21 protein-coding genes are annotated in these 22,523 nt (G+C 45.7%); 15 read left to right on the top strand and 6 right to left on the bottom strand.

The genetic code is table 11. The features are described 5' to 3' along the window. Positions 1 to 3 precede the first annotated feature (3 nt). Positions 4 to 1,572, top strand: a complete 1,569-nt coding sequence (locus tag ACDJ59_RS21490) for a glycoside hydrolase family 30 protein (RefSeq protein ID WP_413409880.1) — start codon at positions 4 to 6, stop codon at positions 1,570 to 1,572. A 277-nt stretch (positions 1,573 to 1,849) separates the two neighbouring features. Continuing rightward, a complete protein-coding gene (locus ACDJ59_RS21485; RefSeq protein WP_036606168.1) occupies positions 1,850 to 2,836 on the top strand; it encodes a WXG100 family type VII secretion target in 987 nt (328 codons plus the stop codon). A gap of 264 nt (positions 2,837 to 3,100) precedes the next feature. Here the strand turns inward: ACDJ59_RS21485 and ACDJ59_RS21480 are convergent, their stop codons facing one another. The 4 genes from ACDJ59_RS21480 to ACDJ59_RS21465 form a co-directional block, all read right to left on the bottom strand. Continuing rightward, the gene (locus tag ACDJ59_RS21480) at positions 3,101 to 3,889 is read right to left on the bottom strand and encodes a formate/nitrite transporter family protein (protein WP_017690511.1); all 789 of its coding nucleotides are present in this window, start codon (positions 3,887 to 3,889) and stop codon (positions 3,101 to 3,103) included. A gap of 75 nt (positions 3,890 to 3,964) precedes the next feature. Beyond that, positions 3,965 to 4,186 carry a hypothetical protein gene (locus ACDJ59_RS21475; protein WP_413405626.1) on the bottom strand — a complete coding sequence of 74 codons (222 nt, stop codon included), beginning with the start codon at positions 4,184 to 4,186 and terminating at the stop codon, positions 3,965 to 3,967. A gap of 36 nt (positions 4,187 to 4,222) precedes the next feature. After that, positions 4,223 to 4,441 (bottom strand): bacteriocin immunity protein, encoded by a 219-nt coding sequence (locus ACDJ59_RS21470; RefSeq protein WP_081745826.1) that lies wholly within the window; start codon positions 4,439 to 4,441, stop codon positions 4,223 to 4,225. 394 nt (positions 4,442 to 4,835) lie between these two features. Further along, on the bottom strand, positions 4,836 to 5,825 hold the full coding sequence (locus ACDJ59_RS21465) for a quinone oxidoreductase family protein (protein WP_413405624.1): 990 nt from the start codon (positions 5,823 to 5,825) through the stop codon (positions 4,836 to 4,838). A gap of 196 nt (positions 5,826 to 6,021) precedes the next feature. Between ACDJ59_RS21465 and ACDJ59_RS21460 the strand changes: the two genes are divergently transcribed. From ACDJ59_RS21460 to ACDJ59_RS21440, 5 genes are all read left to right on the top strand, one after another. Next, a complete protein-coding gene (locus ACDJ59_RS21460) occupies positions 6,022 to 6,288 on the top strand; it encodes a LysR family transcriptional regulator (RefSeq protein ID WP_413405622.1) in 267 nt (88 codons plus the stop codon). After that, complete coding sequence (locus ACDJ59_RS21455) at positions 6,255 to 6,866, top strand: LysR substrate-binding domain-containing protein (protein ID WP_413405620.1); 612 nt, start codon at positions 6,255 to 6,257, stop codon at positions 6,864 to 6,866. The genes ACDJ59_RS21460 and ACDJ59_RS21455 overlap by 34 nt, the downstream gene beginning before the upstream one ends. A 53-nt stretch (positions 6,867 to 6,919) precedes the next feature. Then, positions 6,920 to 8,020 carry a threonine aldolase family protein gene (locus tag ACDJ59_RS21450; RefSeq protein WP_413405618.1) on the top strand — a complete coding sequence of 367 codons (1,101 nt, stop codon included), beginning with the start codon at positions 6,920 to 6,922 and terminating at the stop codon, positions 8,018 to 8,020. Positions 8,021 to 8,134: 114 nt separating this feature from the next. Beyond that, a complete protein-coding gene (locus ACDJ59_RS21445) occupies positions 8,135 to 8,605 on the top strand; it encodes an SMI1/KNR4 family protein (protein WP_413405616.1) in 471 nt (156 codons plus the stop codon). A gap of 31 nt (positions 8,606 to 8,636) precedes the next feature. Then, positions 8,637 to 9,515 carry a LysR substrate-binding domain-containing protein gene (locus ACDJ59_RS21440; protein ID WP_413405614.1) on the top strand — a complete coding sequence of 293 codons (879 nt, stop codon included), beginning with the start codon at positions 8,637 to 8,639 and terminating at the stop codon, positions 9,513 to 9,515. Here ACDJ59_RS21440 and ACDJ59_RS21435 read toward each other — a convergent pair. Both ACDJ59_RS21435 and ACDJ59_RS21430 read right to left on the bottom strand, forming a co-directional pair. Continuing rightward, the gene (locus ACDJ59_RS21435) at positions 9,512 to 10,501 is read right to left on the bottom strand and encodes an aldo/keto reductase family protein (protein WP_413405612.1); all 990 of its coding nucleotides are present in this window, start codon (positions 10,499 to 10,501) and stop codon (positions 9,512 to 9,514) included. The genes ACDJ59_RS21440 and ACDJ59_RS21435 overlap by 4 nt on opposite strands. Before the next feature lie 105 nt (positions 10,502 to 10,606). Continuing rightward, positions 10,607 to 11,641 carry a PocR ligand-binding domain-containing protein gene (locus ACDJ59_RS21430; RefSeq protein WP_100527698.1) on the bottom strand — a complete coding sequence of 345 codons (1,035 nt, stop codon included), beginning with the start codon at positions 11,639 to 11,641 and terminating at the stop codon, positions 10,607 to 10,609. A 305-nt stretch (positions 11,642 to 11,946) separates the two neighbouring features. Between ACDJ59_RS21430 and ACDJ59_RS21425 the strand changes: the two genes are divergently transcribed. From ACDJ59_RS21425 to ACDJ59_RS21390, 8 genes are all read left to right on the top strand, one after another. Further along, positions 11,947 to 13,089 carry a glycerol dehydrogenase gene (locus ACDJ59_RS21425; protein WP_076333049.1) on the top strand — a complete coding sequence of 381 codons (1,143 nt, stop codon included), beginning with the start codon at positions 11,947 to 11,949 and terminating at the stop codon, positions 13,087 to 13,089. Next, positions 13,089 to 14,858, top strand: coding sequence for a dihydroxyacetone kinase subunit DhaK (gene dhaK, locus ACDJ59_RS21420; protein WP_413405609.1), 1,770 nt, complete (start codon positions 13,089 to 13,091; stop codon positions 14,856 to 14,858). Before ACDJ59_RS21425 ends, dhaK begins: the two co-directional genes overlap by 1 nt. 394 nt (positions 14,859 to 15,252) lie before the next feature. Continuing rightward, a complete protein-coding gene (locus ACDJ59_RS21415) occupies positions 15,253 to 16,290 on the top strand; it encodes a siderophore ABC transporter substrate-binding protein (RefSeq protein WP_413405607.1) in 1,038 nt (345 codons plus the stop codon). Positions 16,291 to 16,321: 31 nt separating this feature from the next. After that, the gene (locus ACDJ59_RS21410; RefSeq protein ID WP_413409879.1) at positions 16,322 to 17,332 is read left to right on the top strand and encodes an ABC transporter permease; all 1,011 of its coding nucleotides are present in this window, start codon (positions 16,322 to 16,324) and stop codon (positions 17,330 to 17,332) included. Then, on the top strand, positions 17,329 to 18,393 hold the full coding sequence (locus tag ACDJ59_RS21405) for an iron chelate uptake ABC transporter family permease subunit (RefSeq protein WP_413405605.1): 1,065 nt from the start codon (positions 17,329 to 17,331) through the stop codon (positions 18,391 to 18,393). Before ACDJ59_RS21410 ends, ACDJ59_RS21405 begins: the two co-directional genes overlap by 4 nt. Further along, on the top strand, positions 18,390 to 19,142 hold the full coding sequence (locus ACDJ59_RS21400) for an ABC transporter ATP-binding protein (protein ID WP_413405603.1): 753 nt from the start codon (positions 18,390 to 18,392) through the stop codon (positions 19,140 to 19,142). Before ACDJ59_RS21405 ends, ACDJ59_RS21400 begins: the two co-directional genes overlap by 4 nt. Before the next feature lie 315 nt (positions 19,143 to 19,457). Next, positions 19,458 to 20,636: an alanyl-tRNA editing protein gene (locus ACDJ59_RS21395; RefSeq protein WP_413405601.1), complete on the top strand. Its 1,179-nt coding sequence runs from the start codon at positions 19,458 to 19,460 to the stop codon at positions 20,634 to 20,636. A 105-nt stretch (positions 20,637 to 20,741) separates the two neighbouring features. After that, positions 20,742 to 22,046: a DUF1963 domain-containing protein gene (locus tag ACDJ59_RS21390; protein ID WP_413405599.1), complete on the top strand. Its 1,305-nt coding sequence runs from the start codon at positions 20,742 to 20,744 to the stop codon at positions 22,044 to 22,046. Positions 22,047 to 22,523 lie beyond the last annotated feature (477 nt).

Below are 22,523 nucleotides of genomic sequence, written 5' to 3'. Positions count from 1 at the left end.
GTGATGAACATACGCTGGAGAGATCATCCCAAACGAGGGATGATCCTGTTGATCGCTGCTGTTTGTTGTGTCGGTGCAGGAATCTGGCTTATCCTCAACCGAAATGAACAATCCATTCCTCCACCGATTGCGGAGAAGCAGACAGCGGCCGAAGTCTGGTTAACCACGGGAGATCAGCAAAATCTGCTTACACCACAGAAGCCCATTCCAATTACAGATCAACATGATGCAGACACAAGCTCTTCACAAGTTACAATGCAGTCAGCAGACACTCCCTCGGCGGAGTTTACCATACAGATTGATCCGGACAAGACGTATCAGACCATGGATGGATTTGGCGCAGCGATGACGGGTTCATCTGCGCATCTAATCAACGAGCTCCCAGAGGAACAGCAAGAACAACTGCTAAAGGAGTTATTTACGACGGAAGGCTTGAACATGGATATGGTGCGTCACACGATTGGTGCCTCCGATTATTCGGTAGATGAATCAGGTGTAGCTTCGAGTTATACCTATGACGATATCGAGTCCGGCACGGACTATGACATGGAACACTTTTCGATCGAAAAGGATCAGGAAGTTGTGAATATGCTGGAGCGTGTAGCTGGTTTGAAACCAGATCTTAAAGTACTGGGCACACCGTGGACGGCCCCGGCCTGGATGAAGTATGGGGAGAAGACCACGAACGGCTGGTATCTGGATTACAACGATCCCCGAGTGTACGAAGCGTACGCAAGATATTTTGTGAAATACATCAAAGCTTATCAGACGAAGGGCATTCCCATCTACGGGATCACGTTGCAAAATGAACCCGAGTTCACCTCGGATAAATATCCGAGCATGAGTATGGGAGCCGAAGAACAAGCCATGTTCATTCGGGATTATCTAGGCCCGGCGCTACAGGATGCCGGACTGGATACGCAAATCATCGCGTATGATCATAACTGGGATCAGGCGGTTGAATATACCAGCAAGGTGCTTGGTGATGAGCAGGCTGCTGCATATATCGATGGATCTGCTTTTCACTGTTATGCAGGTGATCCATCTGCCATGTCGGAAGTGTATGAGCGTTTCCCGGACAAAAATATCTATTTTACCGAATGTAGTGGTGGGGAGTGGAGTCCAGATTTTGGCGAGAATCTGAGCTGGCAGATGTCCAATCTCATCATTGGTGCACCTCGTAACTGGGCAAAAAATGTGCTGCTTTGGAACATCGCACTCGATCCGCAAGGTGGACCTACGAATGGTGGCTGTGAGAACTGTCGTGGGGTTGTGACGATTGACTCGGAGAATAATGAAATCACTAGAAATGTCGAGTATTATGCGTTAGGCCACATCAGCCGTTATGTACGTCCGGGAGCTGTGAGAGTTGCTTCCACGCAAGAACAGGGCAAGATCGAGAACGTAACCTTCCGCAATCCGGATGGAACGATGGTGCTGGTTGCGGCTAACACGGGTGAGGCAGAAGTTTCCTTTGAGGTAGTCATGAGCGGAGATTCGTTCCGATATATACTGCCTTCCCAATCGGCAGCAACCATCCGTTGGAAGCCAAAAACGGAGGTAGAACGTTGACTCAAGATTGGAAATTATGGGTACAGATTGAATGATGGACATGGTAAAATAAACGTAGAGTTATTTCAAATTTGATGTATTAAACAAGTCCGATCCCAGGATCGGGCTTTTACATAACCTTTTACTTTTAATAGAAAAGGAGCATACGTCGGACATGTTAGTCGCTGCATATCGGGAACAGGATCATGACAAGTTGGTTGGAATCTGGGAGAGAGCTGTGCGGGCAACACATTGGTTAACCACGGGATATAAATGACCACGAAGAGGAGTGTGCAGGATGACACAGATCAAGGTGACACCGGAACAACTGGAGACGGTCAGTGGGCAGTTCGCTCAGGCACATCAGCAATTATCGGGCTTCATGTCTACATTGGACGGCAAGATGAGTGTCATGCGCAGCAACTGGGATGGCATGGAGCGTGAGCGTTTTTATAACGATTATTCAACGGCTCAAGGCACGATGAAATCTGTTCTGGAACTGGTTCTGTCCATTCAGTCGGAGCTTAAGAAGATTGCCGAGCGTTTCCGCACGACAGATGAAGAGGCGGTGAGCCAGGCAATCATGACGGCGCTGACCGCAGCGCGGGCGCTATCAACCATGGGCAAAAATAAAGGCGATGATCTGGACAAAACGCCAGGTCCACCAAAGAACATGGATGAATGGGATGAGAAGGATGCTGAGAAATACCAGAACTATGAGGAAATGCTGAAGAAAGCCAAAGAGATGGGTGACGAAGAACTGGCGCAGCAGATTCAGGCCAGCATGAACATCATTCGGCTTCAGTATGAAGATGTAATCTATCAGACTGACCCCAATACTGGCAAGACGGTAAAAATAACCGAGGATTCCATCGTAGGTACGTATCAGGTGAAAAGCGACAAGGGCGAAACGACTACCATCAGTCTGGATAAACAGGGCAATGTGGTGGACTATAGCAAGGATACGGAAAAGTATAGGTATTCGGAGCAAACGCACACGACCAGTCAAGGCGAGCATCTCTTTGGCAAAGCAGCACAAACGGCTACAGCCTACGGGATTGGCCTGCTGCTCACAAGCAAGACGGGCTCTGCCTTTACAGAACATGCCACTGGACTTGGTTCTTCGTTCGTTGCGGACAAGTTCCTGTTCTCTGTGCCGGAAGAAGGCGAGACACGTACGATGATCTACCGTACCAATAAGGACACGGGTAAAATTGAGAATATGATCGTGGTCACGCGCGGCGACAACGATATTGAATATACTCCGTGGCGGGAGTACTTCTAAGCCACGGATGGGGTTGGCAAGCGGGCAACACAGGGCTACCTGATTGCGGCCTGCTTGCCGACCCACCGCATGGAGCCATGTGGTTGTGTATCACATGGCTATGCGTGTGGAGGGCAAGCGGCTTATCCGTGAGCCTGCCCATAGAGAAACACCCCGGCAACCTTTTCCCTGAGATGGGAAGGATGCCGGGGTGTTTTGGATTCATCTTACCGATTAGCCACGGTCGAAGGACCGGGCCGGAAGGAGGGCTTTTTTTGCCAGAGATTAATGCGTCTCTTCATCCAGAAACGGTTTGTTCACCGCATAATACATAAAGCCCATCAGCAGCACACCACCCACCAGATTACCCAAGGTCACGGGAACCAGGTTGTGAAGCACACCTTCAAATGAGATCGTCCCCGGGTGATTCAGCACAAGTGCAATCGCGAACGTACACATATTGGCGATGCTGTGCTCATATCCCGAGATGAAGAAGCAGAACACAAAGAGCATCATGGCAAACATTTTGGCTCCATTCTCCTTCATGAACATCGGGACAAAAAACGCCATACATACAAGCCAGTTACACAGGATTCCGCGGAAAAAGAGCTGCATGGTCGGAACTTCCATCTTATGCTCCACCACGCTTAACAGAAAACCATTCACCTGAGACGAGTCGAACAATCCGGTCAGGTAGATTAACAAGGCAAACACGGCTGCACCCATCAGGTTACCGCTATAACTCGCAATCCACAGCTTAATCACTTCGAACCAACGCAGTTTCTTGCGCAGCGCTGCATACGTGTAATAAAACGTATTGCCCGTGAACAGGTCACCCCCGCCATAGGCGATCAGAATGATGGCCGCGCCAAATGTAATTGCCGCCATCGGATAGGTGAACGGGGACTGCTCCATATAAAAGAAGTTACCTGTCTTAAACGCCACGATGACGCCGAATCCGATAAACATACTGGCCAGCATGGAGCGTGCGAGGTACCTGATTAAACTTTGTTTGTAAATCTTGTGTTTCTTCAGAGCTAGTTGTTCCACGTTGCGTAAAGCTTCCGTTTCCATAATTATCCTCCAATTGCATGGTGTCTTGCTTACCATTATAACGAAATTATGGAAATTGGGGAGGGTAAACTTGGTTTATTGATTATTACTTCCTTGTTTCGAATGCAGTACCCGCATTGCAGAAGAGCCAAAATCGGGATTGGATTGAAGTGATTCTAGCGCCGATGCTGCACCATTAACTTGTTGATGTCCAACAAGCATAGCAAAGGCCGCTCCTCTGACTAATATGTTTTCTTCTCCGCTGTTTTCGTTAAAATCAGGGTGTACATTGTTGTTATTATGATTCATATCAGACATGTCAGACATATCCTATCGTTCATCTCCTGAAGAATATTAAGATTGGGGTGGAAGAATGATTGGACGGGAAGCCAAGGCTTCTTCCACAATCTGTTCAGGCGTCAGGTCTCGATCATCCCAGAAAATCAGATTACTGATCTCCGCATGTGGTACCTGCTGCTGTAGCTCCGTCAACATGTCATCCAACTCGGCTTCCGTTCCTTCAGAGTCCATCAGTTTGCGAACCAATTCTACCAAATGTAATCGATTGTCCATATCGATACCTCCTGAATGATTCATAGTGTGAACAAACTAGTCATTTCATGGGTTGATTCAATGGATCATACGTAATGAGCGCCGGAAAAAAATTGGGCTCAAGCATCAGACTAATGCGTTGTTCGTCTTGATCAGTATAAGAAATGATATAGTTTCCGAAATGAGACTCGTAGATGAAGTCTTGGAATTGAAAGGAATGTTCGGGATACTTTATCTTCACATATAACGTAGTAACTCCTCGGGCTAAGGTTTCTTTTAACATAGGAATTTGGGCCACAATGATAATAGTAATAAGAACAATTAGTATACGTTTAGCGAGACGGGTCAGATGGATTCACCCCATTATCGTTAATCAATTTTCAACAATTCATGAAGGCCCATCTCAAAATAGATATCACTCCATAAGGATAGCCAGATTACCAAACTGCTCGCCTTTTTCCATACGTTCGAACGCTTTTGCTGCGTCCTGTAACGGATATACGCCATCAATTACAGGATGTATGTCATGTTGCTCCACCCATTGCAGCATCTGGATAAACCCCTCACGGCTGCCCATAGAGGTGCCGATCAGACTGATCTGCGGGAAGAAGATAGAGCGAATGGGTAGGGTCAGAACATCCCCCGAGCTTGCACCATACATCACGATACGTCCACCTGGTCTGATTATATCAAAATATTTGGGGAACATGGCTTGTCCGATGCTATCCAAGATGATGTCCACAGGTTCCAGATCGTTCTGCGTACTCCAATCGGCATGACTATCCAATGCATGGGTAGCACCCAAGCGCAGTGCCTCATTTCTTTTGGCTTCACTTCTGGAGGTGACGGTCACCTTGGCACCTGCCGCAACCGCCATGAGCAGGGCATAGGTTGCTACACCACCGCCAATACCGGGAATGAGCACATGTTCACCTTTATTCAATACACCGCGAGTGAATAAGGCGCGATAGGCCGTCAGGGCTGAAAGGGACAGCACACCTGCTTCCTCCCAGGATAGGTGGGCTGGCTTAGGCAGGGCATTTTCAGCAGGCAACGTTATATATTGAGCCAGTGTTCCATCCATAGGGCCACCAACAATATCGGGTACGGTGGGCACTTCAGATGCATGTTCCCAACCGAGCGTAGGATGGATAATGACTTCATCTCCTATCGCGAACCCTCTTACGCTTTCGCCAATCGCTACGATAATACCTGCTCCATCGGAACCGGGAACGAGTGGGATGTCCTGAGGGCCGCGTCCTGCCATGATGAATAGATCCCGATGATTGATACCAGCGGATTTTAATTGAATCTGCACTTCCCCGGCTTCTGGTGCCCGAGAGATTGACTCTGTATATTGAAGACCTGCAAGGCCGCTCTGGGCCGAATGGACAATAGCTTTCATGTTCAATATTCCTCCTGTCTGTGTAGCTAGATTTCACTACTGAGCCTCATTGTACAGACGGAGCAGATTCACGTAAAATGAACAAAAATGATTGTCAGTATCATTAAAAATAATAGATAAGCACTTTGCATGAATCGGATGATGCAGAATGCCGATATAACGACGAGCAGGTGATCAGAGTATGGATGCAGGTGATTTGAAAATATTTCAGGCGGTTGCCCGCGAAGGTAGTATCAGTAAAGCTGCGCTCTCACTTAATTATGTGCAGTCCAATGTAACAGCACGGATTAAACAGTTGGAGACCCAACTGCAAGTACCGCTATTTCATCGTTCCAATCGGGGGATGTCGCTTACACCAGCAGGCGAGAACCTGCTTGGGTATGCGGATAGAATATTAGAATTATTATATAAGCAGAGCAGGCCACGCAAGTGGGTAACCCACCAGCTGGCATGCTTCGTCTAGGTGCCATAGAGACAGCAGCTTCTACTTTTCTGACGCCGCTCTTGGCTGAATATACTTCATGTTACCCGGAAGTAAAACATTCGCTTGTCACGGGTGGGACCCATGAACTGAACCAGAAGGTCATCCAACATGAATTGCATGGAGCCTTAATATATGGCCCAATTGATCATCCTGAGCTGAATTATATGAAGATGTATGACGAGGAATTGGTGTTGATCGCTGAACCTGGAGTACATGAGATGTACACGTTATTGTCCAGGCCGATGTTGTTTTTTGAGATCGGATGCACTCATCGCACTCAGGCGGAATCCTTTTTGAACGATCAGGGTATCCACACGCTTAACATCATGGAATATGGAACACTGGACACGATTCTGAATGGTGTATCTGCCGGGCTCGGCGTATCATTGCTGCCACGTTCTTCGGTTACCAAAGCAGAATTAAGAGGTGAGATCGCGGTGATGTCTTTGCCTGATCCCTATTGTCGGTTGGAAGTAGGATTTGTGTATTCCCGTGGTGAACATATATCTAGTGCACTCAGCGCTTTGGTTGAGATTATTACAGAACCAGACCTATAAGAGGTTGTTCAAAAGTCCGTTTATGAACATGCACTATAAAGGAGTGAGTGATCTTGAAAGAAACTGCGTTAACGTTGGGTGATGCATTTAATCAGGCAGACTTTATTGTAGGTGGTCATGGCAGTCGCCAAGTGAAGGTACTTCAGAACGTACTGGACCAGATCGATGGGGAGTTGTTCAGTGACCACTACGGGAACGGCCCACTCATTGAAGAATTTCAGCAACAGATGGCTGACGTTCTTGGCAAGGAATCGGCGGTATTTTTTCCAAGTGGAACGATGGCGCAGCAGATTGCATTACGGATCTGGTGTGACCGCAAAGATGTAAAACGAGTAGCTTACCACCCTCTGTGTCATCTTGAAATCCATGAGGAAGACGGACTGAAAGAGTTGCATCAGATTGAATCAATTTTACTTGCGGACAAGGATCGTTTGATTCGTTTGGAAGATGTACAAGCGCTTGATCAGGACATTGCCTGTCTGCTGTTGGAACTTCCGCAACGCGAGATTGGTGGGCAATTACCGGCGTATGAAGAACTGGAAGCGATCTCGGCCTATTGCCGTGAACGCGGGATTAAGCTGCATCTGGACGGGGCACGCCTGTTTGAGATTACTCCCTATTATCAGAAAACGCCTGCGGAGATTTGCAGTTTGTTTGATACGGTGTATGTATCCTTTTATAAAGGCATTGGAGGTATTGCGGGGGCTATATTGGCGGGTGATCCGGATGTGATGCAAGAATCGAAAGTATGGAAACGTCGGCACGGCGGAGATCTGATCGGCCTGTATCCGTATATTCTGAGTTCTCAGTATTATTTCAATGAACGGATTGGCAAAATGGAGTTGTATTACGAGCAGGCTCAAGAACTCGCCTCCCTACTGAATGCGTGTCACGGGATACAAACGTTGCCCGAGGTACCTGTATCCAATATGTTCCATGTGCACTTTGCGCTCGCTGCTGCCGAAGTTGAACCAATTCTTGTGCAAATGGCTCAGCAGTATGGCATAGGATTGACTTCATATCTGAACAAAACAAGTGGGAACAGCTGTGCCTTTGAATTGTCTACGGGTGATCGTTATGAGAAAGTTCCTCAGGACAAGCTGCGTGCAGCACTGGAATGGCTGGATGAAGAGTTGCGTAAACAGGTGAGATAAAAAGTTGATTTTAATGCTCGACTCTTGTTTGGGTAAGGTGTTGCGCTTCAAGGAGAACTATTGAATTCACAACGGCTGATCAGTGGAGAAAGGTAACTAAAAGGGGGAGTTCAAGTGACGTCAATAGAATTGAAACCGATTCGTGATCTTTTGGTGAAGGCCTACGATACAACAATGGGAAATGGATGTACTCCTGAGAAACAACAGAGCATTGAGGATTTTGAGCAAAAGTATAATGTGAAACTGCCCGCAGCGTATCGCGCACTTTTGCTTGAATTCGGTGCATGTAATTTCGGCGACCCTGCTTTGTATTCCGTGAAAGAACTGAGCTGGGCTTATCCCGATTTTTTGGAAGTATACCGTGAATATGAGAAAGAATACGAGCTGCCAGCTGACCTCCAGCCTTTCCCGATTGGTGGATTTGGTGAAGGAAGTACGGCTATACTGGATCAAAGTTCAGGCAAGATAATGATGTTGATCCACGATGCAGGGGAAACTCCTCTGCGGGAAATTGCTGTGGACTTTAATGAATTGATGACGATGCTGGCCGAGTCGGCAATCTGGATTCAGGAACAGATGAATTAATAGGGTAGACGGAAGGAAGCGCAACAGACGTATGGATATTCGAAAGTTAAGATACTTTATCACTGTGGCGGAGGAGCTTCATTTTCACCGTGCAGCGGAAAAATTAAATATGACGCAACCACCGCTGAGCCAGCAGATTCAGAATTTAGAGGATGAGCTTGGCGTGAAGCTGTTGGAGCGCACGAGGAAAATGGTTCGTCTTACCCCGGCAGGTGCCGTATTTCTGGAACAGGCCAGACTCATCTTGGCCCAACTTGATCGATCTATTCAGCTTACACAAAAGGCAGATCAGGGCATCATCGGGCATATAACCGTGGCCTTTGTGGATTCGGCTTCGGGGAGCATTATGGTGGATGTCCTTAGGAAATTTCGCGCTGCGTATCCTCAGATTGAATTGACGCTGCGTGAGATGACCTCATCCCAACAATTGCAGGCACTGGAAGACGGACAGATCCATATTGGATTTTTGAGATATCAGGAAGATACTCGTCATGTCTCGTTCCGCCCCTGCCAGATGGAAACGTTGATTGCTGTATTGCCAGATCATCACCCGATGGCTTCTCAGACTCAAGTTTCAATTCGAGAACTGGCGGACGAAGATTTTATTTTATTCCCAAGGCATCTGGGTTCTCCGTTCCATCGTCTCGTTCTGGATTATTGCGGGGAGCATGGCGTAGACCCTCGAATTACGCAGGAAGCGATCCAGATGTATACGATTGTGAATCTCGTTGCGGCAGGCATGGGCATTTCTATTGTTCCTTCATCGGTGGATGTGTTCCAGCGAAAGGGTGTAGTCTTTCTTCCATTACAAGAAAATCCGCCCTCCGTACCGTTGTACACGGCATGGCGGACGGATATGAATCAGGAAGTGGTATCCCGTTTTATGGGCATTGTTGATGAATGTGTTTAACCCGTCTTGGCTGGATCACGCTCAATCCATAGATTCAATATTTCATCAATACGAGTCATGATCTCAGAGTCCAGTTTCACACCAGAAGCTTTTACATTTTCCAATACCTGCTCTGGCCGGGATGCACCGATAATAACGGAACTCACATACGAATGTTGTAGAACCCACGCCACAGCGAGTTGGGGGAGCGTTAGACCAATCTCTTTAGCGAGTGGAACAAGCTGTTGCACAGCGGTAAGAACATCTTCACGTAACCACTGACCAGCCAGTTTATTGAAAAAGGGTGCTCCTGCCTCAGCAGCTGCACGTGATCCGGTGGGCAATGCTGCGTTAGGGGCATATTTGCCTGATAGTATACCCTGAGCCAGAGGAGACCATGTAATCTGTCCCAGTCCTGCTTGATCGCTTGCAGGTACGACTTCTTGCTCAATCACACGCCACAACATCGAATATTGGGGCTGACTTGCAATGAAGGGGACATGAAGTTCCTTCGCCAAAGCGGCTGCTCGTGCAATCTGATCTGCGTTCCATTCACTTACGCCAATGTAATGAACTTTGCCCTGACGCACCAGATCGGAGAATGCCAGAAACGTCTCTTCCAGCGGAGTGTTGTAATCATAACGGTGAGCATAATAGACATCGATATAATCCGTCTGTAGCCGCCGTAATGAACCATTGCAGCCTTCCATGATGTGTTTACGTGAAAGTCCGCGGTCATTATGACCTGTGCCGGTTGGGTGACAGACTTTGGTGCACAGTTCAATACTTTCTCTTCTTACATCCTTAAGAGCCTGTCCCAGTACGGTTTCTGCCTTGGTATTGGAGTACACGTCTGCGGTATCAAATGTGGTAATACCTGCATCCAATGCGGCTTGAACACAAGCTTCTGCTATTCCATCCTCGACTTGCGCTCCATGCGTAATCCAGTTGCCGAGTGAAATCTCACTGACGGTTAATCCACTGTTTCCTAATTTGCGATATTCCATTCATGTCGCCTCCCTAAGTCATCTGGACTCCATTGTAACAATGGCAGATTAATAGGTGAAATATCTTTTAACCTCATCTTTGATACGAAAAAAGTATCAGTGAACCTATATTTTCTCTTGGAGGTATTTGCGATAGAGAGCAGGCGTAATTTCCTCGAACTTTTTGAATATTTTGATAAAATATCCCGATTCATTAAATCCCAGCTCATCACTGATCTGTGAGACAGGCATGTCGGTGACCTCCAGCAATTGTTTGGCCCACTTAATCTTGAGTTTAGCCAGGTAGGTAGTAAAGTTCTCACCCGTTTCCTTGGCAAATAGTCTGCTGAAATAACTCGGACTCAGGTGGCATAGATCGGCCATTTGTTTGAGTGAAACTTGTTCACTCTTGTGACTGTGAATGTATTCAAAAGCAGGCTGGAGCACCGGACTGGAGCTTTCCGTGTCACTTGGGCTATTTTTGAGATAAGCATCCGCTATCGCATTGGTCATCTCTTTTTTGATCGACTCGATATTACGAATGGAGTAACCCGGCAGAATGGTGGAGAGGTTTAGAGTCTCCTGATTGCCTGAAGCTTTCTCGAACATTTCAACTAACAGATTTTTGTTTAGCGCTTCTTCCACAATGTAGTTGCAGAGCAGGGATAACATGTTAGAGATTTTCACAATCTCTTCATAGGTCATCACAGGCAGCTGGGCGTAATCATCCTTTAATTCCTCCAGCTTGGCTGCATGCATGGGTACGTTTTTGGACGTGACAATTTGTTCCAAGTCGCTACCCTTTTCCGGATCGGCGAGTTTCACTTGTCCTGCCATGACGGCGCCGATATATTTGCCATCAATCGTGATTGGAATCGCGATATCTATAATATTGAAATGGCATAAATACACATAAGGTTCATTCAATCGAACCGCTTCCAGACCACCGCGTGAATCACATTTTTGACAGTAGGGGAGAAGCTCCGGGTCTTTACGGACATTCTGGCAGAAAGCCTGACAGCTGCTGTGACTGGTTACGGGAATACCTTTATAATCAACGGTGAGGATCGCCAGTTTGGTTACTGTTGCGAGAGAATCTTGTAGACGCTTCCATTTATTAAGGTCGAGAATTTTATTGATATGCAGATATTCTTTGATCATTGGTGCAACCTCCATAGGCTAACCAGATTCATAATTTAGGCCGTTAAAAGTTAGCAAGTTGTACATATTAAGATGTAATGATGACGGGTAATGTATAATGGGAGGTCAAAATTCAACCATCTCATGACAATAAGATACCATGATTGTGCCAAAAAGCAAAAAATTACGATTGTAAATTATAATAATTTGTTATCAAAGTCCACTGTAAACCTGCTGCTCATGCGTTATATTAAGGTCAATTGTAAGAAATTAAAATTTGATGTAATCACTACACTATTTCATATCCTTAGGAGGCATATAATATTATGAGAAAAGCATTTATCAGCCCAACCAAATATGTACAAGGCGAAGACGAGTTGTTGAACCTGGGGTACTTTGTTAAATCCTTCGGAGAATCTGCTTTGCTGATTGCACATCCCGATGATGTACAGCGTGTCAAAGCTAAGCTGGATGCAACAGCCGAGAAATTTAATATTACGTTTGTTGAAAGCGGTTTTAAAGGGGAATGTTCCCGTGAGGAAGTTGCTCGTCTGCAAGCGATCGCAAAGGAAAAAGGATGTGACTCTACCATCGGTCTTGGCGGTGGTAAAGCCATTGATGCGGCTAAATGTGTAGCTGAAGGCGAAGCACTGATCATCTGCCCAACGATTGCGGCAACAGACGCACCAACAAGTCACTCCGCTGTATTGTACACACCGGACGGTTCTTTCGATGACTATGCTTACTTCAAACAAAGCCCAAGTGTGGTACTCGTTGATACAACGGTAATTGCTAATGCACCAACACGTTTCCTCGTATCCGGTATGGGAGATGCGCTCTCTACATACTTCGAAGCAAGAGCAACAGCGAAATCTTATTCCCGTGTAAACGCAAGTCTGCCAATGGGTTCCCGCGAAGGATACACACCCTCTGCAGTAGGTACCAATGCGGCACTTGCACTGGCAAAATTGTGTTATGAAATGCTGCTGACTGACGGTGCAAAAGCAAAAGTAGCCAGTGACAGCAACGTCGTGACTCAGGCGCTGGAAAATATCGTTGAGACCAACATTCTGTTATCTGGTCTTGGATTCGAAAGTGGCGGACTGGCCGCAGCACATGCGATTCACAACGGTTTGACTGTTCTGGAAGGCACACATCATTTCTTCCACGGTGAAAAAGTATCCTTCGGTACAATCGCACAGCTTGTCCTTGAAAATGCACCAACTGAAGAGCTGCATGAAGTCATGGACTTCTGTCTCGAAGTGGGACTGCCGATCAGCTTGGCGGATATCGGTGTAGATACGATTAGTCAGGAAGAACTGTTGAAAGTGGCAGAGATCGCTTGTATTCCGGAAGAATCCATTCACGCGATGCCGTTCCCGATCACCGTTCCTGAAGTGGCTGCTGCCATTGCAGCGGCTGACCGCATGGGTCGTGAGTACAAAGCAGCTCGCCGGGAGGCAAAATAATGAAGAAAATTATTAACCAAGCAGAAAATGTTGTTATGGAAATGTGCAACGGAATTGCGCTTGCACACCCGGAACTTGAATTTCTGAAAAAATATAAAGTCATTAAACGCAGAGAGATTCAGGCCGATAAAGTCAGCCTGATCAGTGGTGGCGGCAGCGGACATGAACCGGCTCACGCTGGTTATGTGGGTAAAGGTATGCTGGATGCAGCGGTGTGTGGAGATGTATTCGCATCTCCTTCCCAAATCCAGGTGTATCAAGCGATCAAGGCAACAGCCAGCAACAAGGGTACACTCCTGATCATCAAGAATTACAGTGGTGATATGATGAACTTCAAAAATGCAGCGCATCTGGCTGAAGAAGATGGCATCGACGTACAATATGTACGTGTTGAGGATGACATCGCTGTACAAGACAGCTTGTACACGGTAGGACGTCGCGGTGTTGCCGGAACTGTACTGGTTCACAAGATTGCCGGAGCAGCAGCCGAAGAAGGTCGCAGTCTGGCAGATGTGAAATCCGTTGCCGATAAAGCAGCTCAGAACGTGCGCAGTATTGGTTTTGGATTCACATCCTGTACCGTACCAGCTAAAGGTACGCCTACATTCGAAATTGCTGAAGATGAAATGGAATTCGGTGTAGGGATTCATGGTGAGCCAGGGATTCGCCGGGAGAAAATTGTTTCGGCTGATGAATTGGCAGGGCGTATGATCGAAGCATTGCTCGCAGATATGAAGCTTGATAAGGATGCATCTGCTGAGATTGCGGTGCTCGTGAATGGTTTTGGTGCAACGCCACTGCAAGAACTGTACTTGCTCAACAATTCCGTTCAGCGTGAGCTTGCAGGACATGCAGGTCTGAAAGTCGCTACTACGTTTGTGGGCAATTACATGACAAGTATCGATATGGCGGGTGCATCGGTGACGATCCTGAAACTGGATGAGGAACTAAAAACGCTGTTGTTCAAGGAAAGTGATACACCTGCATTTAAAGTATCCGGCCCTCCAGCAGCACAAGTGGCGTATTCCGAAGCGCTGGAAGCTGTTGTGGGTGAAGACGCTCCTGTATCTTACGAAGTGGAGACGGATGCATCAGCTGCGGTCATCAAAGGCAATCAATTTTCACTGGACAATGTCGTCTATCTGATCGATAAGATGGGTGAGATCATCATCAAGAACGAAGTGCCATTCTGTGAACTGGATTCCCATGCCGGTGATGGCGATTTCGGTATGAGTGTGGCAAAAGGCTTCCGCCAGTTGAAACGCGAATGGAATCATATCATTAACGAAGATAAAAAAGATATCGGTTCATTCCTCGATGCGTGTTCCTTGGTCATCATGGAATATTGTGGCGGCGCATCCGGCCCGATCTGGGGTTCGGCATTCCGTGCGGCTGGCAAAGCTGTAGGGGATAAACAGCAATTAAACGTTGCTGAATTTGCTGAGATGATCCATGCAGCCGTACAAGGAATTCAGTCCACAGGAGAACGTTCCTTCGGACGTGGTGCCGTTGTAGGCGACAAAACTTTGATTGATGCACTCGTTCCATGTGCTGATTCCTGGACACAAAGTGCGGAGTCTGGAGATGACTTCAAAACAGCATTTGCCAAAGGTGCAGCAGCAGCCGTTGAAGGTGCGAAGAAAACAGAAGATATCGTGGCACGTATGGGCCGTGCAGGTACCGTCGGTGATCGCAGTCTGGGCTACCCAGATGCTGGCGCGTATGCGCTGGGTGTTATTTTCACAGAATTATCTGAGTCGATGAAATAAGAATGTTGGTGAAAAATTAACACATTTCGATGAGAAATATAAATGTATAAAGAGTTCTTACCGCAAAAGAAGTATCACACAGTGATGCTTCTTTTTTTGTATTGAAATGTCGATTTGTATGCATATAAATGCATACAATGGAATATTTGGTTCATAATTTCGCCATGAATTAAAACAATTAGGTTGTTGAAAATGCCTTCTAACTTGTTATAATATAACCTATTGATATTGATAATCACTATCATTTGTTGTTTTGTTACTCAGCACTACAGTGAAAAGGGGTTAAGTTTATTCTCTAAATTTACGTCGGAGGAGGTATATGATACTGAGTTTATCCAACACAGTACGCTGCGTGGGAATCCAAATTTTCTAAATCTAGGGGGATATAAATTAAATGAGAAAGTCTATTTCTTCAAAATTAATGTTTATCATGGTTGCAGCTTTAACTTTGGTGTTAGCAGCTTGTTCAAGTAATGAACCTGCTACGACGGATACTGCGAATACAGAGGCTGCAACTTCCGATGCTGCTACTACAGCTACAGCCACAACAGTTGAAATTACGGATGCTCATGGAACGGTAACTGTGCCTGTAAATCCAACGAAGGTTGTTGCTCTGGATAACAGAACATTTGAGACTCTGTCCACTTGGGGTGTCAAATTAGCAGCAGCGCCGAAGGATGTAATGCCTGCGGATTCACCATATGTGGCTGATGAATCGGTACAAAATATTGGGAATCATCGCGAACCAAATCTTGAACTTTTGGCATCGATACAGCCTGACCTTGTCATTGTTGGTCAACGATTTGCTGGCTTCTATGAAGACATCAAAAAATTAGTACCTAATGCAGCAGTGATCGACCTTAATATTGAGCTTGAAGAAACAGCATCACCTGGAGAAAACTTTGTTAATGGACTTAAAGATGCAACAACCAATTTGGGAAAAGTTTTCGAGAAGCAAGAAGAAGCTGCCCAACTGATTGCTGATTTTGATAAAGCTATTGAAGAAGCTAAGGCCGCTTATAACGGTGAAGATAAAATTATGAGTGTTGTCGTTTCTGGTGGAAACATCGGTTTCTCAGCTCCTCTTACTGGACGTGTGTGGGGACCGTTGTATGACATTTTCGGCTGGGTTCCGGCCCTAGAAGTGGACAAATCTTCTTCTGATCATCAAGGTGATGATATTTCTGTTGAAGCGATTGCCCAAAGCAATCCGGATTGGATTTTCGTACTGGATCGGGATGCAGCTGTATCTGCTGAAGAAGGTGCCGTTCCGGCTCAGGACGTTATTGATAACTCACCTGCTCTGAAAAACACCACTGCTATTACTCAAAAACAAATCGTTTATGCTCCAAACGATACGTACACCAATGAATCTATCGAAACATTCTTGGAGTTGATTAACAACCTTACGAAAGCTTTAGCTAAACAGTAAAAAGGAGTATGCTGCAGTGCAGAAAAATTTAATACCAAAATTAGCTGGGGTTGAGAATTCTCAACCCCAGCGTCATAATCCGAAAAAGCTATGGACCATACCTTTTATCATTGCGATTATAGCCACTATTATTTTAGGCATTACATCACTGCTTATTGGAGTCTATGACATACGAGGACAAGCGGATGGAATGGAGATGTTCTTCATTACTCGTGTCCCAAGAACTATTGCATTAATGCTTACCGGTGCCGCCATGGCAATGGCAGGACTGGTCATGCAGCTTATTACACAGAATCGCTTGGTGGAACCTACGACAACAGGAACAATGGAATGGTCAGGTCTGGGGATCATGTTTATTTATCTGGTCTTTCCTGCTCCGAGCTTAACGCTAAGAATGACTGGTGCAATCATTTTTTCTTTTATAGGAACGATGATTTTTTTTATGTTTCTAAAGAAAGTTAAGCTCCGTTCGTCTTTGGTTGTCCCCATTATTGGGATGATGCTTGGAGCAGTCATTTCTGCATTTTCAACTTTTGTTGGGCTTGTGTTCCAAATAACTCAAAATATCGAAAGCTGGTTTGCAGGCTCCTTTTCATCTGTTCAAATTGGCAGGTATGAATATTTATGGCTCATCGTATTGGTGACTATTCTTATTTTTGTTTTTGCTGATCGGCTGACATTAGCCGGACTAGGGGAAGATGTCGCTACCAGTCTTGGCGTAAATTATGACAGGATCATTCTTTTGGGTACTGCGCTTATTTCACTAGCCGTTGGAATCGTTGCAGCGGTCATTGGGAACTTGCCTTTTCTAGGGTTAATTGTCCCCAATATTGTTTCCATGTTTAGGGGTGACGATCTCAGGAGCAATTTGCCATGGGTGTGCTTATTAGGGATGGGCAGTATCATTGTTTGTGATATCCTGTCTCGTGTCATCATCATGCCTTTTGAAATACCTGTCTCGATGATCCTTGGAACAGTGGGAGCCGTCGTATTCATTGTCATTTTGTTAAGACAAAGGCGGTCAACAAGGAGGGTAAGATGAGCGACTTAGCAAGTAGAAATCCACTAAATATCGAAATCGATTCTAGCCATCGTCCTAAAAAAAGATCAGCTAGAGCCTTCCGTACCAAGAAAGAAGAAAAGCGCTATTGGATTTTGCTGATAACATTAATTGTTCTGGGCGTTTTTGCATCAGTTGGGCTACTGATTTATAACAATCCAGTCCCGGTGTCTTCGCCTTCTTTCATACCTGTTGTTACAAGAAGGGTAGTTGCTCTGGTTTCAATGCTGATCGCTGCAATTTGCCAAAGTTTATCCACGGTTGCTTTTCAATCGATTACGAATAACAGAATTATAACTCCGTCCCTTTTAGGTTTTGATGCTATTTATTCAACCATTCATACGAGTACTATATTTTTCCTTGGTGCTACGGTATTTGTGAATTTTAGCGGTGTGGATTCCTTCTTATATCAAGTCGCTGCAATGGTCATCATGTGTTTAATCCTTTATGGATGGCTGCTTTCCGGAAAATACGGCAATTTACAACTTCTGCTTCTAGTCGGCATTATCATTGGCACCGGGCTGAGGTCCGTATCCTCGTTTATGAGAAGACTTCTTGCACCGTCCGAGTTTGATATTTTACAGGCAAGAATGTTTGCTTCCGTGAATAATGCGGATTCTGCCTATTTCCCAATTGCGATTCCTATCGTCATCATTATAGCAATTCTGCTGCTTGCTAATGCCAAGAGGTTAAATGTATTGTCGCTGGGTAAGGATGTCTCGACTTCCTTGGGAACTAAACATCAAAGTAGTGTGATTTATACGCTGGTCCTGGTTTCCATTTTGATGGCCATTTCGACGGCTTTGGTTGGACCACTAACATTCTATGGATTTTTAGTTGCGATTTTGAGTTATCAGGCCGCGCAAACCTATGATCACAGATATGTTTTCCCAATGGCACTGGCAATAGGGTTTGTGATCTTAACCGGTGCATACTTTATTATGAATCATGTTTTCAATGCCCAAGGTGTTGTTTCCATCATTATAGAATTGGTTGGCGGACTAACATTTTTAATTGTGATTTTAAGGAAGGGTTCTTTATGATACAGATCAATAATGTCAAAAAAACCTATGCAGCCGAGGTAGAGATAGGCCCTTTGAATATTCATATACCCAAAGCCGGTCTTACTTCTTTAATTGGACCCAATGGTGCGGGGAAGTCGACGACACTTCTGATGATCGGAAGACTTTTGGATTTGGACGAAGGTCAGATCAAGGTTGCCAATATGGATGTTTCCACATCCAAATCAAGGGATCTGGCCAAGATTATAACGGTTTTACGACAAGAAAATCATTTTGTCACAAGGCTTACCGTCAGACAACTTGCCGGATTCGGACGGTTTCCTTATTCTAAGGGAAGATTAACAGATGAGGATGAAGCTATTATCTCTAAATATATTGATTTTCTAGACTTAACTGATCTGGAAAATAGATACTTAGATGAGCTTTCTGGTGGTCAGAGGCAAAGAGCTTATGTCGCAATGGTTTTGTGTCAGGAGACGGAATATGTACTTTTGGACGAGCCTCTGAACAATCTGGATGTTGCGCGTTCTGTTCGGATGATGGAGCATTTGAGATATGCTGCTAATGAATTTGGAAGAACCATTCTGACGGTTATGCATGATATCAATTTTGCCGCCAAATATTCGGATCGAATATGTGCGATGAAAGATGGACAAATTGCCGCTTTTGGAACCGTAGAAGAAGTGATGGACCCCGAAATTTTAACAGATATTTTCGAAACGAAAATTGAAATTATCGATGGTCCGTATGGACCGATAGCGATCTATTAGCTATAAGTTTAATAAAAGGTCGGTTGAAAACAAATTTCAGAAAGTAGAGTGATTAATCACTCTGCTTTTTTTTATTAAAGTCGAACAAGACAGTTTGAAAGTTTATCTTAAAAACATCATAGAACGATAAGCCTTTACCAGAAGCATCTTCCTGCAAACGTTCCTTTCTCGATTAATAGCTATTTTCGCTCACAGAGTAGTCTTTTGGATATGAAAAGGGGATACTCTATGCCATAAATTGGCTTGAAGGTTCCAGATAGTGTAATCTGGAGATTATGAAAACCCATTTGAACGAGAAGGGATCGGGATGATTCAATGACGCAAAAAATCTATTATGACTCTGCTTATACAAGAGAGTGGCATACAACGATTACAGGTAGAGTGGACAAGGAAGATGGCGTATATATCACGCTGGCGGAGACTGCTTTTTACCCGCATGGGGGCGGACAACCTTGTGATCTGGGGCAAATTGGCGGCATCGCTGTTCTGGATGTGAACATCGAAGACGGAGAGGTGTGGCATAAGCTGGAACGCGCCCCTGAACAGACTGAGGTACATTGTGAGATTGACTGGGAGCGCAGATTCGATCATATGCAACAGCATACGGGTCAGCATTTGTTATCGGCAATCACTCTAAAGCTGACTGAAGCGATGACACTCAGTTTCCATCTTGGAACGGAGTATGACACGATTGATGTGGCTGCGGCTGAACTGGGAGCGAATCAATTGACTGCCATTGAACAAGAAGTGAATCTTCAGATCTATCGTAACGCTCGCATCAACACGTCCTGGGTTACAGCAGAAGAGGCCACACAATTGCCACTGGTGAAGCAGCCTACGGTAACGGAGGACATTCGCATCGTCGAGATCGAGGGTGTGGAGTATAACGCCTGCGGTGGAACCCATGTGTCCGCGACAGGTGAGATTGGCATCATCAAACTGTTGAAAACTGAAAAAGTGAAGGGTGGCACCCGCATTTATTTCAAATGTGGAACAAGGGCGCTGAATGAATTCACAGCTACACAAAACGTGCTCAACAGCATCATGGTTAAATTAAAGACCAGTAAGGACGAGTTATTGGAGCGCATTGAGAAAATGGAACTGGAGCAAAAGCAGCTGCAAACGGAGCTGAATGCATTGAAAACAACAAACGATGCCTATTATGCGGAGGAACTTCTGGCCGCTCGGCAAGGGCTGGTGATTGCTCAGGTATTTGAAGACAAATCGCTCAAGGATATGCAGAGCCTGGCCACCAAGCTGACGGCAGACCATGAGGGGCTTGTACTCTTTGTGAGCATCTCGGAGGCCAAAGTAGTTCTGGCACAGAACGGACAGCCGCCCGAATGGGCTTGTGGACCTTTCTTCAAAGGCAATCTTGGAGCATATCAAGGCAAAGGTGGGGGCAGTGAAAAGATGGCTCAGGCAGGCTTTTCCAGCAGTGAAGATGCGCTTGCCTTTTACGAATTCACCAAGGACCAGTTGGGACATCACTGATTCGCATTTCCTTTATGAGACAGGCAGTATTGAAATATGAGTAAGGGACAAGCACGTCACATTGTGGCGTGTTTTCCATTGCCAATAGTTGAAGGAGGTTGGAATATGACAGAACGAATTCCGTGTATACGGGAAGGGTGTGCAAATACCGTTTTACCAGCAACAGCGGCGAAAACGTGTGGTTATTGCATGCCTTGCAAACAGAAGATAGAACGCGAGGAGCGCCAGAGATACATTGAAGCGAATCGACGTGAAGTGAACTTGTATGCAGGTATCACAGACCCGGTCGAAATTTTGAAAATCATGCACAAACCTCAGGTTCGCGATCCACTAATTCGTTATACGCCCTATGAACAATCCGAGGAACAGGTATATCTGTCTTTGTCTGTAGAGCAACAAGATCAGATGAAGGATTACGCGATGCAACGGATTTGTACAGGTGATGAAGATACGGGCAAAGACATTCTGGTATATCTGGTCTGCTACCATGATATATCGTTGACTGCCGAAATTCCTGAGCTGCTGGAACAGGAGATCTATTATCCTGCCATTTTGTATAAAAGTGCCTCGGGTGAGGTTCGTGATCGTCTCTTGCAGCAGGTGAAGACCGATGATGTAAATCGGAACCACATATTGCTCATGCTGGCCCATATCGGGGATGATGTTGTCGTGCAACAGTTCCAGCAGTGGAGACAGTCTCCGCCATCTTGGGCGAGCGAATTGTACGTGGCGCCAGAGCATTACACCACTGAAGCTGGTTGGGAGCTTGCAAAAGACGGGCAGCGCAGGGAATTATTCATCACCCCAAGTTATTCACTCTATAAAGTAAAAGAGAATGAAGGACCTAACAAGGAGTTAACCGGAGATTCACTCTTGATGCTGAACCCTAGCAACAATTGCTGTCCATGGTGTGGCAATGCGTTAACCAGCTTAATTAATCTGGATGTTAAGCATCCCGCTCTGAAGAACGTGTCTTGGCATGCCCAGCAACTTCAGATACAGACTTGCGTGATATGCAGCAGTTACGGTGTGGTTTACATGGAGATGGACGCGGCAGGGGAACCGTTATGGAGTTCACATAATGTCCTGCCTGCGGGAATGGACGAGATTGACCTGGACGACTATGGTAAACTTGCACCGGATGTTGGCCGGCAGTTTCGAATTGTGAATGCATCGCGTCATGCATTCCATGCCAGTGAGTGGGCGATGGAACCCTCGCTATCTCAGGTCGGCGGCCATCCAGGATGGGTTCAGGATGCGGAGTACCCAACATGTCCACGCTGCTCCACGAGAATGAAGGCTGTCGCACAAATGGATTGGGGTGAGGTAGAGGAATATGGTGAGGGTATGTATTACATGTTCATATGTGAGCCGTGTAAGATGACCGCCGTATCATACCAGCAATCTTGATGGTGGAAGCGAGTATAAAACATTATAAGCAGTCATTTTATTATAATATTAGACCGCTGTTAAGGTTGGAATGACAGTAGTAGACTGACTATAACAAAGGGGCATCCCGAAGTTCTTGGAACTTCATGGGATGCCCCTTTGCCCTGCGCAGGATGGATGGGAGCTATCTGCTACAGTTAGCCGGTTATGTTATTTTGTCACAAGAGAGACAATGGGGTGTTTTTTTCTACGTGCAGAGGCGGCTTGCCGTACTCACACAGTCTAACGAACCTGGCACGTCTTATTGGGCAATTTTGAAGCAGTATAGAATTCTAACGAATCGTAGCCACGTTATTGTTTCTATCGACAGGTTTTTTTGAAGCAAATCAGAGGTTTGGTCTGTAATAAGACTGCTGAGATTCGTTAGAATTTCATATGTTTGTAAAACTGTGACATAAGGTGTGTCCGATTCGTTAGCGCTTGCCCCAAACCCAAACT

It is taken from the genome of Paenibacillus amylolyticus (assembly GCF_047302515.1).
Classification (GTDB): Bacteria; Bacillota; Bacilli; order Paenibacillales; family Paenibacillaceae; genus Paenibacillus; species Paenibacillus amylolyticus_G.
The sequence above is the reverse complement of the archived record's forward strand: the minus strand, read 5'-3'. Positions and strand labels throughout refer to the sequence as shown.

What these genes read in the sequence shown, in the direction of transcription:
- ACDJ59_RS21400 (WP_413405603.1), top strand. Translation starts at nt 18,390, where the DNA reads ATGATACAGATCAATAATGTCAAAAAAACCTATGCAGCCGAGGTAGAG.
- ACDJ59_RS21430 (WP_100527698.1), bottom strand. Translation starts at nt 11,641, where the DNA reads ATGATCAAAGAATATCTGCATATCAATAAAATTCTCGACCTTAATAAA.
- ACDJ59_RS21425 (WP_076333049.1), top strand. Translation starts at nt 11,947, where the DNA reads ATGAGAAAAGCATTTATCAGCCCAACCAAATATGTACAAGGCGAAGAC.
- ACDJ59_RS21415 (WP_413405607.1), top strand. Translation starts at nt 15,253, where the DNA reads ATGAGAAAGTCTATTTCTTCAAAATTAATGTTTATCATGGTTGCAGCT.
- dhaK (WP_413405609.1), top strand. Translation starts at nt 13,089, where the DNA reads ATGAAGAAAATTATTAACCAAGCAGAAAATGTTGTTATGGAAATGTGC.
- ACDJ59_RS21490 (WP_413409880.1), top strand. Translation starts at nt 4, where the DNA reads ATGAACATACGCTGGAGAGATCATCCCAAACGAGGGATGATCCTGTTG.
- ACDJ59_RS21465 (WP_413405624.1), bottom strand. Translation starts at nt 5,825, where the DNA reads ATGAAAGCTATTGTCCATTCGGCCCAGAGCGGCCTTGCAGGTCTTCAA.
- ACDJ59_RS21475 (WP_413405626.1), bottom strand. Translation starts at nt 4,186, where the DNA reads ATGTCTGATATGAATCATAATAACAACAATGTACACCCTGATTTTAAC.
- ACDJ59_RS21440 (WP_413405614.1), top strand. Translation starts at nt 8,637, where the DNA reads ATGGATATTCGAAAGTTAAGATACTTTATCACTGTGGCGGAGGAGCTT.
- ACDJ59_RS21435 (WP_413405612.1), bottom strand. Translation starts at nt 10,501, where the DNA reads ATGGAATATCGCAAATTAGGAAACAGTGGATTAACCGTCAGTGAGATT.
- ACDJ59_RS21395 (WP_413405601.1), top strand. Translation starts at nt 19,458, where the DNA reads ATGACGCAAAAAATCTATTATGACTCTGCTTATACAAGAGAGTGGCAT.
- ACDJ59_RS21390 (WP_413405599.1), top strand. Translation starts at nt 20,742, where the DNA reads ATGACAGAACGAATTCCGTGTATACGGGAAGGGTGTGCAAATACCGTT.
- ACDJ59_RS21470 (WP_081745826.1), bottom strand. Translation starts at nt 4,441, where the DNA reads ATGGACAATCGATTACATTTGGTAGAATTGGTTCGCAAACTGATGGAC.
- ACDJ59_RS21485 (WP_036606168.1), top strand. Translation starts at nt 1,850, where the DNA reads ATGACACAGATCAAGGTGACACCGGAACAACTGGAGACGGTCAGTGGG.
- ACDJ59_RS21405 (WP_413405605.1), top strand. Translation starts at nt 17,329, where the DNA reads ATGAGCGACTTAGCAAGTAGAAATCCACTAAATATCGAAATCGATTCT.
- ACDJ59_RS21480 (WP_017690511.1), bottom strand. Translation starts at nt 3,889, where the DNA reads ATGGAAACGGAAGCTTTACGCAACGTGGAACAACTAGCTCTGAAGAAA.